Source organism: Pseudoalteromonas sp. ABV4_021 (genome assembly GCF_056159365.1).
In genome coordinates this window covers 1,576,716-1,593,549 of the sequence record NZ_JBSWVB010000002.1, presented here as the reverse complement: position 1 = coordinate 1,593,549, position 16,834 = coordinate 1,576,716, and the positions used below count along the sequence as shown (strand labels likewise).

Annotated in this window: 9 protein-coding genes; 2 read left to right on the top strand and 7 right to left on the bottom strand. The window is 40.3% G+C overall.

All coding sequences use genetic code 11. The features are described from left to right. Positions 1-265 precede the first annotated feature (265 nt). Positions 266-1,213 carry a polyprenyl-phosphate transporter gene (locus ACXAFE_RS21265; RefSeq protein WP_475157740.1) on the bottom strand — a complete coding sequence of 316 codons (948 nt, stop codon included), beginning with the start codon at positions 1,211-1,213 and terminating at the stop codon, positions 266-268. 227 nt (positions 1,214-1,440) lie between these two features. Between ACXAFE_RS21265 and ACXAFE_RS21260 the strand changes: the two genes are divergently transcribed. Continuing rightward, positions 1,441-2,448 (top strand): GGDEF domain-containing protein, encoded by a 1,008-nt coding sequence (locus tag ACXAFE_RS21260; protein ID WP_475157738.1) that lies wholly within the window; start codon positions 1,441-1,443, stop codon positions 2,446-2,448. A 310-nt stretch (positions 2,449-2,758) separates the two neighbouring features. Here the strand turns inward: ACXAFE_RS21260 and ACXAFE_RS21255 are convergent, their stop codons facing one another. The 6 genes from ACXAFE_RS21255 to ACXAFE_RS21230 form a co-directional block, all read right to left on the bottom strand. Beyond that, positions 2,759-3,235 (bottom strand): low molecular weight protein-tyrosine-phosphatase, encoded by a 477-nt coding sequence (locus tag ACXAFE_RS21255; protein WP_475157736.1) that lies wholly within the window; start codon positions 3,233-3,235, stop codon positions 2,759-2,761. A 646-nt stretch (positions 3,236-3,881) separates the two neighbouring features. After that, the gene (locus ACXAFE_RS21250; RefSeq protein WP_475157733.1) at positions 3,882-5,057 is read right to left on the bottom strand and encodes a cytochrome-c peroxidase; all 1,176 of its coding nucleotides are present in this window, start codon (positions 5,055-5,057) and stop codon (positions 3,882-3,884) included. Between the two features lie 68 nt (positions 5,058-5,125). Next, a complete protein-coding gene (locus ACXAFE_RS21245) occupies positions 5,126-7,783 on the bottom strand; it encodes a TonB-dependent receptor plug domain-containing protein (protein ID WP_475157730.1) in 2,658 nt (885 codons plus the stop codon). Positions 7,784-7,819: 36 nt separating this feature from the next. Further along, positions 7,820-10,618, bottom strand: coding sequence for a cadherin-like domain-containing protein (locus ACXAFE_RS21240; RefSeq protein WP_475157729.1), 2,799 nt, complete (start codon positions 10,616-10,618; stop codon positions 7,820-7,822). 450 nt (positions 10,619-11,068) lie between these two features. Next, positions 11,069-13,966 carry a response regulator gene (locus ACXAFE_RS21235; protein ID WP_475157727.1) on the bottom strand — a complete coding sequence of 966 codons (2,898 nt, stop codon included), beginning with the start codon at positions 13,964-13,966 and terminating at the stop codon, positions 11,069-11,071. Next, positions 13,967-15,190 (bottom strand): ABC transporter substrate-binding protein, encoded by a 1,224-nt coding sequence (locus ACXAFE_RS21230; protein WP_475157724.1) that lies wholly within the window; start codon positions 15,188-15,190, stop codon positions 13,967-13,969. Positions 15,191-15,393: 203 nt separating this feature from the next. On the opposite strand from ACXAFE_RS21230, the gene ACXAFE_RS21225 reads away from it, so the two are divergent. Beyond that, positions 15,394-16,794 (top strand): DEAD/DEAH box helicase, encoded by a 1,401-nt coding sequence (locus tag ACXAFE_RS21225; protein ID WP_475157720.1) that lies wholly within the window; start codon positions 15,394-15,396, stop codon positions 16,792-16,794. The last annotated feature ends 40 nt before the right edge of the window (positions 16,795-16,834 follow it).

Sequence of the window (16,834 nt, the reverse complement as noted above, 5' to 3'; positions counted from 1 at the left end):
CTAGGGTCTGTTGATCTTTGCTGTTCTATTTTTGTTCTGTTTGAGCGTGCTTTTATCGCGGCGCTCGATGTGTGGCCTAGTAATCTAAGCGAATATCGAGCAACAATGAGAAAAGTGCGCTCAAAAGAACCCTTCGGCAGCGCTTGATTGGCTTTTCTACTGTGTTATCGGCTGGCTCACATAGAATAACTATGCCACGCAACCTCTGCCTTGTATAAAACCCAATCAAACTGCTGCAAAAACGAACTTGAAAGGTCAACAGACCCTAGCCTTTTGGCTTGTCTTCTGTTAACTTATCAATCACTAAAATTAAGCCCAAACCAGCCATCGCTAACGCAAAGCAAATTAAAGTTTGCGGATCTTGTCCCGTCAGTATGTAGTATGTTTCCGGCCCAATATTCGTTTGACTAAGTGGCTTTTCAATACCTTTCGAATTGGTATAAGTCGTTACCACTTGCTTCCAAGGCCACAATAAATTTAGTGAACCAAACAAAAAACCAGCCAATAACGCAAAGGTTACATCTCTAAAACGTGCTAACAACCAGCCTAACAAGTGCGAAAATGTCATTAAGCCAACAACACAACCCGCTAAAAATAAACCTATTAGCGGTAAATCAAAGGAGGTAACCGCGCTTAATACATGGCCGTACATACCTAACAACAACAAAATAAAACTGCCAGAAATACCAGGTAAGATCATCGCGCAAATTGCAATTGCCCCAGCGACAAAATAATACCACCAGCTTGCATTGGCCTCTGCTGGTGCCAGCGAAGTAATCGTAAAGGCAATTAAGGTTCCGATAATGCATGCAATAACGGTTTTTATATCCCAATTCTCAAGCTGTTTTGCAATATGTAAGAAAGACGCGATAATCAATCCGAAAAAGAAAGACCAAACAAACGTTTGATGATTGGCCAACAAGTAGGTGATTACTTTCGCTAGCGATAGCGCGCTTAATGCTAAACCACCAAAAACAGCAACCAAAAAATTACCATCAATATGTTGCCATAATGCTTTTATTCCACTTTCCTTTAACACCTTAAACGCAGTTAAGTTAACGCTACGTATTGCGCTTAACAAGCGTTCGTATATGCCAGTAATAAATGCGATAGTTCCCCCTGAAACACCGGGAACTACATCAGCCGCGCCCATTCCAGCACCTTTTAAAAAGGTCATTACATAGTCTCTCAGCGTATCTTTGTGCTGTGACATAACCTTAATTTTCTCCATAAATAAAAACTAAGCGTATATTAGGGTAAGTCGCACCAGAATACTATCGTGAGTTATCACCCAATAACATGAAATCTATTGAATTTTGCGTACCTAAATTGTAGAAATTATTGCGCTATATCAAAAGCATCACTGGTAAAACCACTACTATAGTAGTAAAGGAAAACATTAAGATGCAGGGAGGTACAGGTTTAAATAGGCGGATGTATATGCTTACCCCCCAACAAGCAAGACAGCGACTGCGTCGCGTTAGCTCATTAGCGATTAATGAAGCATCAAATTTAGATAGTTTATTAACCGATTTACTATCTGAAGGCTGTCACTTTTTATGTGTCGATCAAATAACTGTTTGGCTAGTCAATGACATTGATTCAGCTGAATATTTACATTGCGTTGCCAGCAGTTGCGAAATTGATGTGCAAACAATACCCACTTTAGATATCGCACAGCACCCAGACTACTTTGAACGTATGTTCAAAGGCGAAACCATTATGGCAAACCACCAGCTGCAAAATACACACAGTAATCAGTCTGATAACGTGGCTAACACAATATTAGATACAGTTATTTTTCACAATGGTAAAGCGCAAGGGGTGATCAGCTGTAAAACAAAAAGCCCTCACTGCTGGAGTAACGAAGATATTGTATATGCTGAATCACTGGCTGATAGCTGCAGTCGGCGACTTATGGCGCTTGAAACACTAAAATTACAAAACAAACTAAGCGAATTAGTATTTGTTGATGCGCTTACAGGCCTCAAAAACAGACGCTATTTTAATGAACGCGTACAAAGTGCTAAAAACTCGCAATATCGCATGCAAACACCGCTTTCACTTATTATGATCGATCTAGATCATTTTAAGCATATTAACGACGAATTTGGCCATAAAGCTGGCGATATCGTACTATCACAATTTGCGCGCACGTGTCAAAACCAATTGCGCTTGGAAGATTGTTTATGTCGATACGGCGGCGAAGAATTTATTATTATTTTGCCCTACACTGGCGAACAACAAGCAAGCCAACTCGCTGAAAGGCTTAGAGTAACCATTGAAAATATGGTAATTCAGCACGAACAACGCATTATAAAACTTACCGCAAGTTTTGGTGTTGCTGAAATGGCGTTAGAACACTCTATTGAAGATACAATTAAAAAGGCTGATGTCGCGGTTTATCAGGCAAAAAATGCAGGTCGAAATTGTGTAATTACCCTTTGATAGAAGTGCTATTGCACCAACTTCACGTTAAATACAGCTTAACTACTTTTAAAAACAAAGAGCTGACTTATACTAAAACGACTATATAAAATCCCTGATGAATTGCTATTTATTAACGCAAAGTGGTAACAATATCTCAAGAGATTAGGTTAGCTGAACTCATTCAGACCAACAGACCGTGGCACCTGAAGTGCCACAGCACTTAATTTCTATCAGCGATTAACCAAAAACATTTCAAGTTTTACTCATGTTTTCACGATCACACACTTTTTTACTGGGCACACACTGAGCCCTTGCCAGGCACCGAAAATTATTGTTTCAACTGTTGTAAAAAAGCAATGCTCGCATTTTCAATAAGATCGAGCACTCTCTCAAAACCTTGGTCGCCGCCATAATAAGGGTCTGGAATTTCATCAACCTCGTTATCGCCGTAGCTTAAAAACAGTTTCAATTTGTGTTGATACTGCTTTGGGCAAATCGCTTTTAAATCCGCTAAATTACTTTTATCTGCACATAAAATTTGATCAAAGTCGCTAAAATCACTTTGTTTAACTTGGCGTGCTCGAATAGTTGAAAAATCATAACCGCGAGCCTCTCCGGCAGCACGAGACCTTGGATCTGAGCGCTCTCCAGCGTGATAGGCAATAGTACCCGCCGAATCCACTTCTAAAGCAACACCTACATCATTCGCCTTAGCTTTAAGCACCGCTTCACCAGTAGGCGAACGACAAATATTACCCATGCATACGACTAGCACTCTAAAAGGCCTATTTTTCCCTTTATTCACAATAACTTACCCCATTTTTAGACACTTCTTACACCTATCATAACATATCTTTAGCTATCAATAGGTTAGATTTGTTATTGGAGTTGTTTAGGAAAAATTGGAGAGAGCGCCATTTTGTAATAGTGAACAGACAAAAGAGGTACACAATCAAAACAAAAAACATAGTATTTTTAATATTTGATATGACTAATCAGCAGCTTTTTTTAACTAATAAGATTACTTTATTAGGTCTTGACTTGCATAAAAGTACGGTTAAAAAATACTTTAGATGGATTAATTTCTATTCGTAGTGAAGTAGCCAGATGAAGCAGTTTTTCAGCCTCGAAAAGCATAACTATTACGATATTATTTGCCACCTATAAAAATGTATACGCTCGGTAATGCAATGCCGCAATGATTAATACCACTCTCTATCCAAGTCTTTCACTATAAATAGTAAGCTAAATAGCAAGGATATAAGCACGCCATCAAAGATATCTGAAAGTACAATGCAAAACCTATTGGTTTTGTTGAGATGTACCCGATTTACAACTAAAAAATAGGACGTGCTTCGATGTGTTCATATACAATCAAGTTTGGCTTAGAGTTAAACGCTAAGTTACTACCACCCTCTAAAATCAGTTCAATTAGTAGTCTCGAAATGTTCTCACTTTACTAAAACAGCTTTTTCATCACGTTCTTGAATTAAAAAACGGGCTTGCGGGCCACCCGCTGGTGATGCCGTAATTGATTGAAGGAATGCTTCGAGTGCATTCATTTCATTTTCGGTCAATTGTAATGGTTTAAGTAAAACAGATGTTTCTGGCGATAGCGGATCGTTCGGGTCTTTTTTAATGGGAACGCCTCCCGCATTGTAAATATTGAGGATGCCACGTATATCACCAAATAAGCCGTTATGCATCCACGGGCCTGTATTCATTACGCCACGCAAACTAGGCGTTTTAAACTTGCCCACGTCTTCAGCTTTTCCAGTCACATTGTAGCGACCTAAATCCTCATATTCGCGTTTATAGTACGTCAAACCAATATTGTGAAATTGATTGTCGGAAAATAGCGGCCCAGCATGACAATTCATACAGCCAGCTTTGGTACGGAATAGGTGTAAACCCAAAAGGGCTTCATTACTAAAGCGCTGGTTGTAGGCACGCTGCAAACGCTCATTTTTGATGTTTGGCGCCAACAAAAAAGCATCGAAATCAGAGCGGCGAGAAACCAGCGTTCGCTGATAGGTTGCCAAGGCTTTGCCGATCCGTTCAGAGGTCACTTTGGGGTCGCCAAATACTGCTAAGAATGCTTGTTGGTACTCAGGTAGCTTGTTTAAGCGTGCTTCCAGCTCAGGTAAAGTGAAATTCATCTCAACCGGATCTTGGATTGGCATCAGCGCTTGTTGCTCTAAGCTTTCTGCTCGGCCATCCCAAAAAAGGGTATGCCAAAAAGCGGCGTTTTCAACTGCTGGGGCATTGCGCTTACCTTTTTGTCTATCATGACCAAACGACAAAGTTCGCCCATCAGCCCACCCTAAATCTTGGTCGTGACAACTGGCACAAGCAATTTGACCAGAACGAGACAGTTTTGGGTCGAAATAAAGTTTTTCACCTAGGCGCATTTTCTTGGTGCTGTACGGGTTACCTTTTGGAAACGTGACTTCGGGCAAAAGTCCAATTTCGTTGTGTGCTACGTTCGGTTCTAAAGTTGGCTTGGGCCACTCGGCTGGTGGTTTTGAATACGCTTTTCTCAGCGCATCAATATCTATTGGTTCAGCTAACGCTGTTGCAGCTGAACAGATAAGCAAAAAGCCTGTGACGGAAGCTATAAACTGCATGTTATTTAACTCTAATAAAAAATGAAGTGGTGGCAACGCTGCCACCACCTTGTGAAAGGTTAGGGAAACTAATAATTAATATTCACTCCTAACCAAAAGCGACGACCAAGCTCTAATCCTGTGCTATACGGGCTAACTTGATATGTGCGTTTGTTTAGTAGGTTTTCACCTTCAAATGTAAAGGACACGCGATAATCATTGGCTACATGCATAGTGTACTTTACGCTACCACTTAAAAGCCAAAAAGCAGGGCGTTTATCGATACGATATACAGGGAACTCTCGTCTATCTGGTTCACAGCCATCACATATAGTGTTTGCTTCTTTAACTGATTGTGATTGACCAGTTGCATATAAGGCGTCTTGTTCACCATTGTATCTGGCATAGGCAGAAACTGACCAATTTTCCCAGCGACCACCCCAACTTAGATTTGCGACAATAGGTCGGTTAAAATCTTGTTTTTCTTGCTCCATGTCACTGCGAGTTACTAAGAAAAAATCTGTTTCATTCTTACGGTTTTCTATGTCGTAGTATTCTGATGATAAGAATACAAGTTCATTGTCATCATAGTTAAAGTTTAAGAAATAGTTGTTTCCACTGGTAAATGTTCTTGGATCTCCATCAAACTGAGCGCGACTTGTGGTGTTTGTGGCATGAGAAACATTGAATTCCACATGTTGATTTTCATAAGTTGCCATCCAAGCAAGTGTCCAACGTTGGTATCTACTACTACCATCATTAGCTCCGAACAGAATGGCTTCACCGGCGTCATTGGTACCTTTGATTCGATTAATAGAATCTTTCTGCTCTCGATAAAGGTACTTTAACTCTAAAGTACCTCCAAGAACCTGATGACGATAGGCGGCTGATAACTCATCACTAAATGGCGTTTTCAATTTATCATATACATGCTTATAGCCGCGGCGGTTGACAGCTTCTTTCCATTGTTGCGGTCTATTTTGATATAGAGGTCTAACTTCGGTGAGAGTCGGCTGCATAGCTGCATTAAGCTTATAACTAATTGTATCACTCGCGTAGTAGCGATTGGCACCAAGTACAATCATTCCCTGAGAATCAAAAAGGTAGATACTGCCTCGTATACGTGGAGCAAAATTATGATTCTTAAAAAAATCATTGTAATCATATCGAGCACCTAGGGTTAGGCGATAATTTTCCCAGTCAAATTCATTTTCAAGGTATGTTCCGAATGAAATAACTGTTGCCTCAGCTCTTGCTTTTGGAGAAACCTGACGGTACTGAAAATACTGCCCGGTTGTTTTAAAGTTATTTTGGTACAAGACGAAGTCATCGATATTAGTTAAATCTATCGGACGACCAAGCTCAGCTTCAATTTCAGAAAAAGGTCGGAAAAGTTCTGTTTCGATACAGTCTGAAATATAACCTGCGCAGTTGATGTTAGTGGATGTAATAGCACCATTGTAAGTGACAGCATCTTCCAGACGGTCAAAAATTGAGGTTTGTTGCTCTAATGAATAACCAAAAGTAAAACTATTATAGGCACCCAGAAAATGATTTGTTGCCAGTTCAAAGTCTTGGGTGAGAATAAGACTTTGCTGTTTTTTTTCTATATCACCAAACCCACCTTCAGAGCTATTAATCGACCCTTTTACATCACCCCAATTTTTGCCAGGAATGTTTAACCAATTAAACCAAATAGGAGCTGCATTTTTACTATTTCGGCTGTCTCGCCAAGCCAACTTTGTAGTAAAATAAGCCCAATCTCTGTCAGCATCCCATTTAAATGATGCATTATTGCCGCCTCCTTTTATTGTGTAATCACTATTAATAGCGTTCACATCAAAATATTCGCCTTCATAAGGGGCAAACAAATAACTAACAGATATGTCGTCGTGGGGCGTCAGGGCATAATCTAATTTCAATAAGCCATTATAATTCGTTTGAGTTTGCAAACGAGAACTTCCCAACTGGTCCAGACTTTCTTTGGAATCTAGAAATTGGATTTGTGCAACCATGCCTAACTTTTCAGTTAGTGGTGCTGAAACGTAGCCACTAAAATTACGCTTATTAAATGTTGCTGTGTCTAGTTCGTTAGAACCATCAAAATCAGGTGCATAAAATCTGTGATATTCCACCCAATCATCTGCAGTCTGACGGTAGCTTAAACCAAACTCTAAACTCTCACGGGCTTTGCGGGTTTCTGCTTTTACCAATCCACCGCTAAAATCTCCGTATTTGGCAGGAATATTACTATCGTAAACTTCAATCGAGTCCACAAGTTCTAGGTTTAAAAAAACTTCTTGGCTATGACCTACGACATCTTGCAGTAGATTACGATCATTCGAACTATCATGATTATTTAGATTCGAGTTATTTGAAGTTCCATCAATGAGATAACCAGTTGCTTTACCAGTTGTTCCAGCCAAAGAGACTTCAGACGGCTTGATATTTGTTATTTGCTCTGCCGAATAGGCTGCTTCACCGTATTGAACCCCAGGTAAAACCCCTAACACGTCATTAAGATTACCATTACCAAACCGGTAGTCTTCGATGAGCTTTCTGTCGAGTGTATAAACGCCTTTTGATGTAAATGAGATTGGATTGGGTTTCTGCCCTCGAACCTCAATTACCTCCATGTTTTTTATGCAATTGTCTCGTCTAACTTTGCAATCTTCAAAGGTACTTTTTTCGATTAACTTTTCATTTGTTTTTTCATTATCAGCAGAAAAAACAGGACTAGTTAGCATAATGCTAACTAGTCCGATACAGGAAGTGCTTTTCATTTACTTTTTTGAAGGATCTAAAGGATATCCGTCGCTATCGTCATTGACACCGTCGTTATCACTATCTTGGTCTAACTCAATCCCAGAGTTAACGATCATTTCCTCAGTTGCCCAAGGAGCAAAGAAGTTAGCTTTTCCATCTAAATCAGTATCTACGGTCGCAATGCCATGAGATGTAAACGCATCATAACTAGCTAGGTGGGCGATTACATTTGAGACAATGGAATCCTGTTCAACTTCACCTAATACCTCTATTTCTTTGAGAACTAGTGCTTGATTAAACAAACTTAGCTTTAGATATTGGTCAGCAAATATTGGGTAGTATGAAACTTGTTGTTGCAACGTTGCGGATGGTAAATCCTCTAAGTTCCAAGCAAGTAAATCAGACCAAGTTTGTATCGCAGCAATATAAACTTCATTGTAATTTTCGATAGTTCCTGCGTTTGAACGAACATTTCTCAGATACTGACTGTAATTAAAGTAGCGATAGCTAGAGGAATTAAAGAATCTTTGCGAATAACTAAAGCGATCTTCTTCTTCAACTTGGGTTTCGATCTCTTTAACCAGCTCAACCATTTGGTTGTAGTAGCCTTGTGCCTCAGTTAGTTGTCCACCATAACTTAGTGCAGCACCTAGGGTGCCTAGGTCAGTCGCTTTGCTAATGATTTCTTCATCTGTATATCTATCGATGAATTCAACAACTTTTGTAACTAACGCATTTGTTTCTGCTTCTTGACCTAATGGTTTGTGGTAGCTTATTAAATCAGTATGAGCATTTATTACGTCTTCATTTAGTATGTCGATTCCATCTTCTTCTGCATAGCGCGTTAGAGCAACAGTACGACATGATGCTAGGGTTTCAATCATCTGCTCTCTGTACTTCGTGTCGCCAGAGATACGTGTAAGGTCGTTCAGTTGATCGAGCATCATGCCACAACCTGTTGATCCGGTTACAAATGTCGTTATTGCAATATTCTCTTTTAAATAATCATCTGAAGTTAATAGTTTTAAGCCTTCAGAGATAAACTTGCTAGCTGCTTCAAATTCACCTTGGTTAATTAATATTCTTGCGGCGCCTGGGTTTGAACCATTGAATGAAATTAGGTTAGTAAACAAGGAACGCAAGTCTGAATCATCACGGCTAGCTAAAACGGCGGCTAATGCGGCATCTTTGTCTGGGTTGTTACGAACCTCGGCTAGTAATACAGCTTCCTCAGCGTCATCCTTTGCCCAATCACGATAGAAGTCGCCTTCTTCAAATCCATTTAAGAAAACGTTCAGGTCTTTGTTTGGATATAAATTAACAAAATGAGGAGCCATCATTACTAAGCCATGTGGATACTCAACATGAGTTACGGCTGCATATTCGTGAGGTTCACGAGGGTAATTTTCATCAACACCAACTAACCCGTGTAATGCTAAAGCATCAGCTAATGCAGGCTTCGCTTCCTCTAGCTTATTTAGTGCAATATAGCTTGCGATCACATTACTAAGCGCAACTTGTCTAGTTGAAAAGTAAGGCTTACCTTCATTACCGTTGCGGTTGTTCCGCACATAACGATGGCCAATCATGTTCGCATAACTATGCAAACGTTCTACCATATCTAACGCATTATCGTAGTCAGCCTGGTTACGAGACTCTTGCCAGATAGCGATAGTATCTTCAACTCTATCGCGGAAACCAAAGAATAAACGTAGAGCTTGTGTTGTTTGTTCACCGTCAAGGGCTGAAGTAAGTAGTATGTCGAGCACGCTAAAACTCTGAGCAGCTAATGCTAGCTCCCCTGCTTGTTGATATGAAAAAGCGAGAGAGTTATAAAACTCTTGATCGTCATCATTAAAGTTTGCGATACCTTTACTTGCGACATACTGTGTATAAAGTGTATTTGCTTGCTGGCGAAGCTCGTTTGCTTCTTCCAATTTATTCTGAAGGTTGTATTGGTTAGCAACATTTAAGAAAGCAATTGCGCGAAGTTCATCACGTATAATTTTTTCTTCGCTAATTAATCTGTTTACTTCGCTTTCTAAGCCAGCTTCTGCATAACCGCCAGCAAGTGTCGCGTAAACATTACCTTGGTTAACATCATTTTTAACTGATGCTATTAGCGCTTCAGCTCGTTTTAGGTGAGACATTTCGCTAGCGTAATAGTAATACGCACGGTCAGTGTTAGTTGCTAGATTAGTGCCGATCGTAATTTGTTTTGCTGTTGTACCGCCATTACCATCATCTACTGTTAGTTCAAAGCTGTCCTCAGCATTTATCAAAACTGTTGGGGTATATGTGATTTCACCGCTAACGGTGTCAATGGTTAAGATACCATTAGCTGGGCCTTGGGTAATACTATAGCTTAACGTATCGCCATCGATATCAGATGCATTTACTTGACCGTTTTTAACTTCACCGCCTGAAACGATAACTGAATCCATATCGATAACTGGTACGTCGTTTACTGCTGTAACAGAAACAATAACCGTCGCTGTGACTGAATCTTCACCGTCAGAGACTGCGATTTGGAAAGTATCTTCGCCGTTAAAATTGGCATTTGGCGTGTAATTGATTTGACCAGAGCTTGAATCAATACTCGCAGCGCCATTGGCCGCTGCATTTGCTAGTGAATATATTAGTGAGTCGTTGTCTTTGTCTGTTGCAGCAACGGTTAGCGTGCCAGAGGTGTCTTCGTTAATCGAAATAGTGTGATTCGATTGACCAAATACTGGGGCCGTATTTGAATCATTGCTTGAGCCACAACCAGTCAAGAACGCTGATGCAACTGCAAACGCGAGTAAATTAAGCTTCATAGTAACAATCCTGATAAAATCCACGTGAACGATAATGCAAACTATTATCAATTTCAACTAATGTTTATTCTAATTTTATCATTAATGTTTTTGTGACAAATCTGAAGATAGCTAATTTAAACTACTGTAAAGTAGGGACAAACATTCATTAATCACTGTTTTGTTGTTGAGTTATGATTACTTTTATATAACTCGCAAAAATGGTCCAACTTTAGAGTTTAGACTCTAAAAACCTTTTAAAATAAAGGAATTTAGCCCCACTTTTAACACTTCGTTGAATTTGACTTCTCTTTAATACAACCGAATGATAATAGTTGTTTTTTACGTTGGAAGACCATGCAAAAATATGACATCGTAAAAACGATAGAGTGAAACTTTTCCGAGAATCACTTAGCGATTCAAGTAAAGCCATGTCATGTACCTAGCTTGAATCTGTTAGGCGTTCAAGATTCAGTTTTGTTTTTCCTCTGGCAGCCACGCGCGCAGTTTCGTTTTAAGATTGGCTTCAACAATTGGTTTAGTAATGTAATCATCCATGCCGGCTGCGATACACTTCTCGCGATCGCCAACCATTGCATTTGCTGTCATTGCGATAATTGGAATGCGTGTATTGTGTTTTCCTGCCTTACCATTTCGAATCGCCTTGGTGGCATCATAGCCGTCGAGTTCTGGCATTTGGCAATCCATCAAAATTGCAGTAAAGCTGTCTTCGCTTTCGTTTAATATGGTTAATGCTTCTTGCCCATTTGAGGCAATTTTTACGTCCGTTAAACCTAATTTGGCTAAGGTACTTTTGGCAACAATTTGATTTACTTGGTTATCTTCAGCAAGCAATAGTTTAATATTTTTCGCCCATTTAACCTGCTCATTTGTCGCGTGAGTTTGTAGCGTTTGAATATAATGGCGAGTTACTAAAGGTGTTGCTTGCTCAAGTGCATCGCCGCCTTCAACCACTATTGATAACGCATCGAGTAAATCTGAGGTGGTCGCGGGTTTTGGAAAATAGCCCGCAAAACCAAGCTCTGCGAAATAAGATGCATCGCCTTGATGATTCATTGAGGTCATCATCACCAATTTTGTTGCATGAAAATCTGCATGCTGTTTAATCGCTTTACCTAATTGCGCACCATCAACATTCGGCATTTGCATATCCAAAAACGCAATATCAAAACATCGTTGGTGAGTTTCAAAGTAGGATTTACACGCCAACATCGCTTCATCTGCTGAAAGTGCTTCTGTTACACGTGCTCCCCAAAACTCAAACTGGCTACGTAAAACATCTAAATTTGTTTTATTGTCGTCAACAATCAAAATATGTATTTTACTAATATCAATCGATGGAATACTGGCTTTAGTCCCACTGCTATAACCAAGCACTAAACTAAATTTGAAGCTGCTTCCCTTGCCCTCGAGACTATTCACCTCAATACTGCCCCCCATCAGTTCACATAACTGTTTTACGATGGCCAAACCTAACCCGGTGCCACCATATTTACGAGTTGTAGAGGCATCTACCTGAGAAAACGTTTTAAAAAGTTTGGATTGTTGCTGCTCAGAAATACCTATGCCAGTGTCATTAACCTCACAATTCAAAATATATTTATCAGAGCCTTCTAGTTCTAACGCCGCTTTTATTACAACTTCGCCTTGTGCAGTAAACTTAATCGCATTACCGACTAAATTGTATAATATTTGACGAAGGCGGTTCGGGTCGCCCATTACGGTTTGTGCATTGACCTTAGTAATATCAAGTATCAATTCAAGGCTTTTTTGATGGGCTTGAATCGCTGCGGCCTCTGCAAATTCGCCAAGCAAGGTACGTAAATCAAACTCAATTGATTCAAGTTCGAGTTTACCTGCATCAATTTTTGAAAAATCCAAAATATCATTTAGCAAATTTAATAATGCATTTGCACTGCTAATTGCCACGTTTACTCGGTGCAATTGCTCTTTCGATAGCTCACTTGTTAGCAGTAAATTAAGCATACCCAACACCCCATTCATTGGTGTTCGGATTTCGTGACTCATTGACGCCAAAAATTCACTTTTCGCTTTATTGGCATTTTCTGCTTGGTGTTTTGCTAATTCCAGCGCTTTGTTTATTTCAATACGTTCTGTTACATCGGTAAGCGACCCAGCCATACGCGTGGCATTGCCATTTTCATCCCAAATTGCGGTACCTCTTGCACGATAAAACCGGTACTCCCCACTTTTTGTACGCAAACGATATTCAATATCGTAAGTAGTTTTGTTCTCTAAATGCTGTTTGAGGCTTGATTCAAAATGTTCTTTATCATCAGGGTGTAGAGCGTTTTCAAAACTAGCAAATGTATCAGGGAATGCCTCATCGTCTGCCGAATAGCCTAAGAGTTCTTTGTAGCGCGGCGCATAATAAACCGTTCCGGCTTTTATATCCCAATCCCACAAACCATCGTTACTTCCCGCTACGGCCACTTTATAACGTTCTTCACTGAGTTTAATTGCGCGCTCAGAAGCGGCTAAACGCCGATAAGGATCGAGCAATAATTTATGGCCAACAAGATAAAGTACTATCCAAGCCACTAAAAGGCTTAGCAAAATTGACGACGCAATTTTAATAATCACCGCCATCACGCGTTGCTCAATGAGTTGCATATTTAAATGATAATTGAGCGTAAGTCCGGTGTTTCCAAGTGCAAGCGTAGCAACCGACAAATATTCGGTATTATTCTTTAAACTCGAGAAGTTTAACCATTTACCATTAAGCGTTACGCCATAATTCTCACTGTTTATTACATCTTGAAAAAGCTCAGCGAGGGAATAGCGGAATTCAACAATCATTACTCCTTCGGTAAAACCGTTATACTTTATAGGTACCGCAATTAAGAAATGATCACCACCTTGCAACGTATTTAAAGTCACTACGTGTGCAACGTTTTCACTCAACAGTTGTGCAAGCCAGGGGGCGTTTAAATCTGGTGGCTCTACTTCGCTGTTACTATAAGCAAGTTCACTGGCGATATTCACAAGCCAAATTGGGTGCTTTTTACCGACTAAATGATAATCATCTAAATAATCTGACAAAGATGCAGCAGACACATCTGAGCCCATAACACCATTCACTAATATAGGTTGCTTAGCCAAGTCACGCAGTAGCTGTAATCGTGTTTCTGCAAACTGTTGAATGTAACTTGCGCTTAATTTAGCTTCGGTCTTAGCGTTATTAATCTCATATTGCCGCATATTTTTATCAGTGGTGAAACCGACAAATACTGCGCTCACTAATACCGACAGTAACAGGCTTAGCACCACAAAAGATAAAAACGCACTATTAGCTGATAGCTTTGTAGTTAATTTATTATTCGCCATTTAGCGCTCTATATTATTAAACACACGAATACCACCATTCGCTTTGTATTCAGCCATACATAAGTTTTCAAGTCCTAACGCTTCATGGGCATCAGTCTGAGTAGAACTCCATTGGGAAAACGGTGGTTGATATGTTTTGACCAAGCCTACTACAGGAGTTTTGATACGCTCCAATTCATCGCGCAAAGATAAACGAATATCGCTAATATCGCCCTCAGGTTTAACATTAGCAAACGCAGTTAAAAATATATTTGCTAAATCAAAGCTATGAATAAATCCAGCTGGCGCCGATAAGTTTTCCAACCCAGTAAATGTATTTGGAAACAACTTAGTGGCTGTAACAGCGGCCTGTTTTGCAAGTGGTGATTGATCTTGTGGTTCGATAGCGAAACACGTTTGAATAAAATTTAGTTTAACGTCAGTAGTTAGATGTTGTTTTACATGGCTAAAAAAGTCACCGCCAGTGATCCCCCAATGGCTCACTATTGGCACGCGTTGGTCAGCCGGTAGCGCCGCCATTGCGTCAACAAATTGCTTGCCCTCTACTGCATTACCGACAAACAAAATACACTCTGCGCGCGTCGAGCTAATATCTCGCAGCATTATTTTGGCTTGATTAAGTTTGGTATTCCAACTAAACCAGGTTACGGCACTATCATTTTCGCTGCCTAGCGCCTTTCGCATGGTAGTGTGGTTAGACTTGCCCCAAGGCGTTTGCTCAAGCAGCATGTGGGGCTGTTCACACCCTAATTGGTCGCGCGCAAAGCTTACGATGCGATACCCAGCTTTAGTATCATCTACCGACACACGAAAAACCCAATTTGTCGGCTCTGCATGGCGAGTGATTGGCCCACCTGCGGCCCACGGCACCAACAGCAACACTTCATTTTTACTAATAAACTGTTTGTACTTAATGTAAGGTGGTGAATGTAAGCCGCCCAGCATAAACAGAGCATTTGGGTCTGCCAAAAACTGCTTCATATGCAACAAACTACGATTACTGTTGCCGCGATGATTTTTCTCTATAAAGTTAAATTCTATGTTGTTAAGCTCGTTTTCGTATTGCGAAAGCGCAGTTAAAAAGCCCATTTTCATCGCATTGGCCGATTCGCTATGATTTGAATAGTCAGAGTCATGATAGATATTAAATACACGCTTTTGTGCAATTGCGTGACTTGTGATAAACAGGGAAACCACCAATATCCCTCTTACTAAAACTAACATCTGTTTACCTGCAAAATTTCCAGTAATTAAACAATAGTCAACATTTCAAGTTTAGAGTAGTGATAAGCAATTAATTTTGTTAAATAAAGCCGTTCTATTTTTGTTATTACGAAAAAAGCTGGCATGAGTGAAATCACACTAAAATTGCGTTCCGAGCGGGGATGCTGTACCCTGCTCGGCCGCCGTTATAAGAGTTACTAAAAATGCATTTCTCAGACTTAAACCTGTGCCCTGAAATAAACCAAGCAATTGAAGAGCAAGGTTATGAAAGCCCAACGCCAATTCAAGAAAAGTCAATTCCAGCAATATTAGCGGGACGTGACGTAATGGCTGCGGCGCAAACCGGTACAGGTAAAACCGCAGGTTTTACTCTGCCAATGCTAGAAATGCTAAGCAAAGGGCCAAAAGTTCGCAGCAATCAAGTACGTGCATTAGTACTCACACCAACACGAGAATTAGCAGCGCAAGTTTGGCAAAGTGTTGCAACATACAGCAAACACCTCCCCCTTTCATGCCAAGTTGTTTACGGTGGTGTTAAAATTAACCCACAAATGCTGAAACTGCGAAAAGGCTGCGACATTTTAGTTGCCACACCAGGGCGATTACTCGATTTGTTTCAGCAAAATGCCGTAAAATTTGACCAACTTGAGTTGTTTGTGCTCGATGAAGCCGACCGCATGCTCGACATGGGTTTTATTCATGATATTAAACGCGTAATTAAAGCGCTGCCTTCAAAGCGCCAAAACTTGCTGTTTTCAGCAACCTTTTCTGATGATATCCGTGCGCTTGCTAAAGGCCTAATTAACGATCCAATCGAAATCTCAGTTGCTCCTGCCAATACAACAGCTAAAACAGTCACCCAATGGGCGTACCCGGTTGATAAAAGTAAGCGTACTAGCTTGCTTAAACACCTAATTAAAACCAATAACTGGCAACAAGTATTAGTATTTACGCGTACTAAGCATGGTGCAAACCGTTTAGTTCGTGACCTTGAAAAAGCCAAAATCAATGCCGCTGCAATTCACGGTAATAAAAGCCAAAGTGCGCGTATGAACGCACTTAACGGCTTTAAATTAGGTGATGTAAATGTACTGGTTGCTACCGATATTGTTGCGCGCGGACTCGATATTCAAGAGCTACCTTATGTGGTTAACTTTGATCTACCAAATGTATATGAAGACTATGTTCACCGTATTGGTCGTACTGGCCGCGCGGGTGCATCGGGCGAAGCAATTTCGTTTGTAACCCAAGACGTAGCAGCCGATTTATTTGGTATTGAACGACTTATCCAAGAAGTAATTCCGCGTAAAATTGAAGCTGGATTTGAACCACAAAGCCCTGTGCCAGAATCAAAGCTAGATACGCGTCCAATTAAGCCTAAAAAGCCGAAGAAACCGAAAAAGCCAAAAGAAAACGCGAGTACCAACGACAAAGTAAAAGCTGAAGCAAAAGCGGTAAGTAAGCCAAAAAAGAAAAGCAGTTCACACAATGCTAAGCCTAAAAATGGCGAAAAACCTAAGCAAAATAGCAAAGGCAGAAGTGATAACAACGGACAAGCTAAGCGCCCGAAACGTAAACCAAACAATGTGAAATTTAAAGCATAAATCACACCTTTTCGAAGTTTAGCTGAGTGCACTTGCTAAC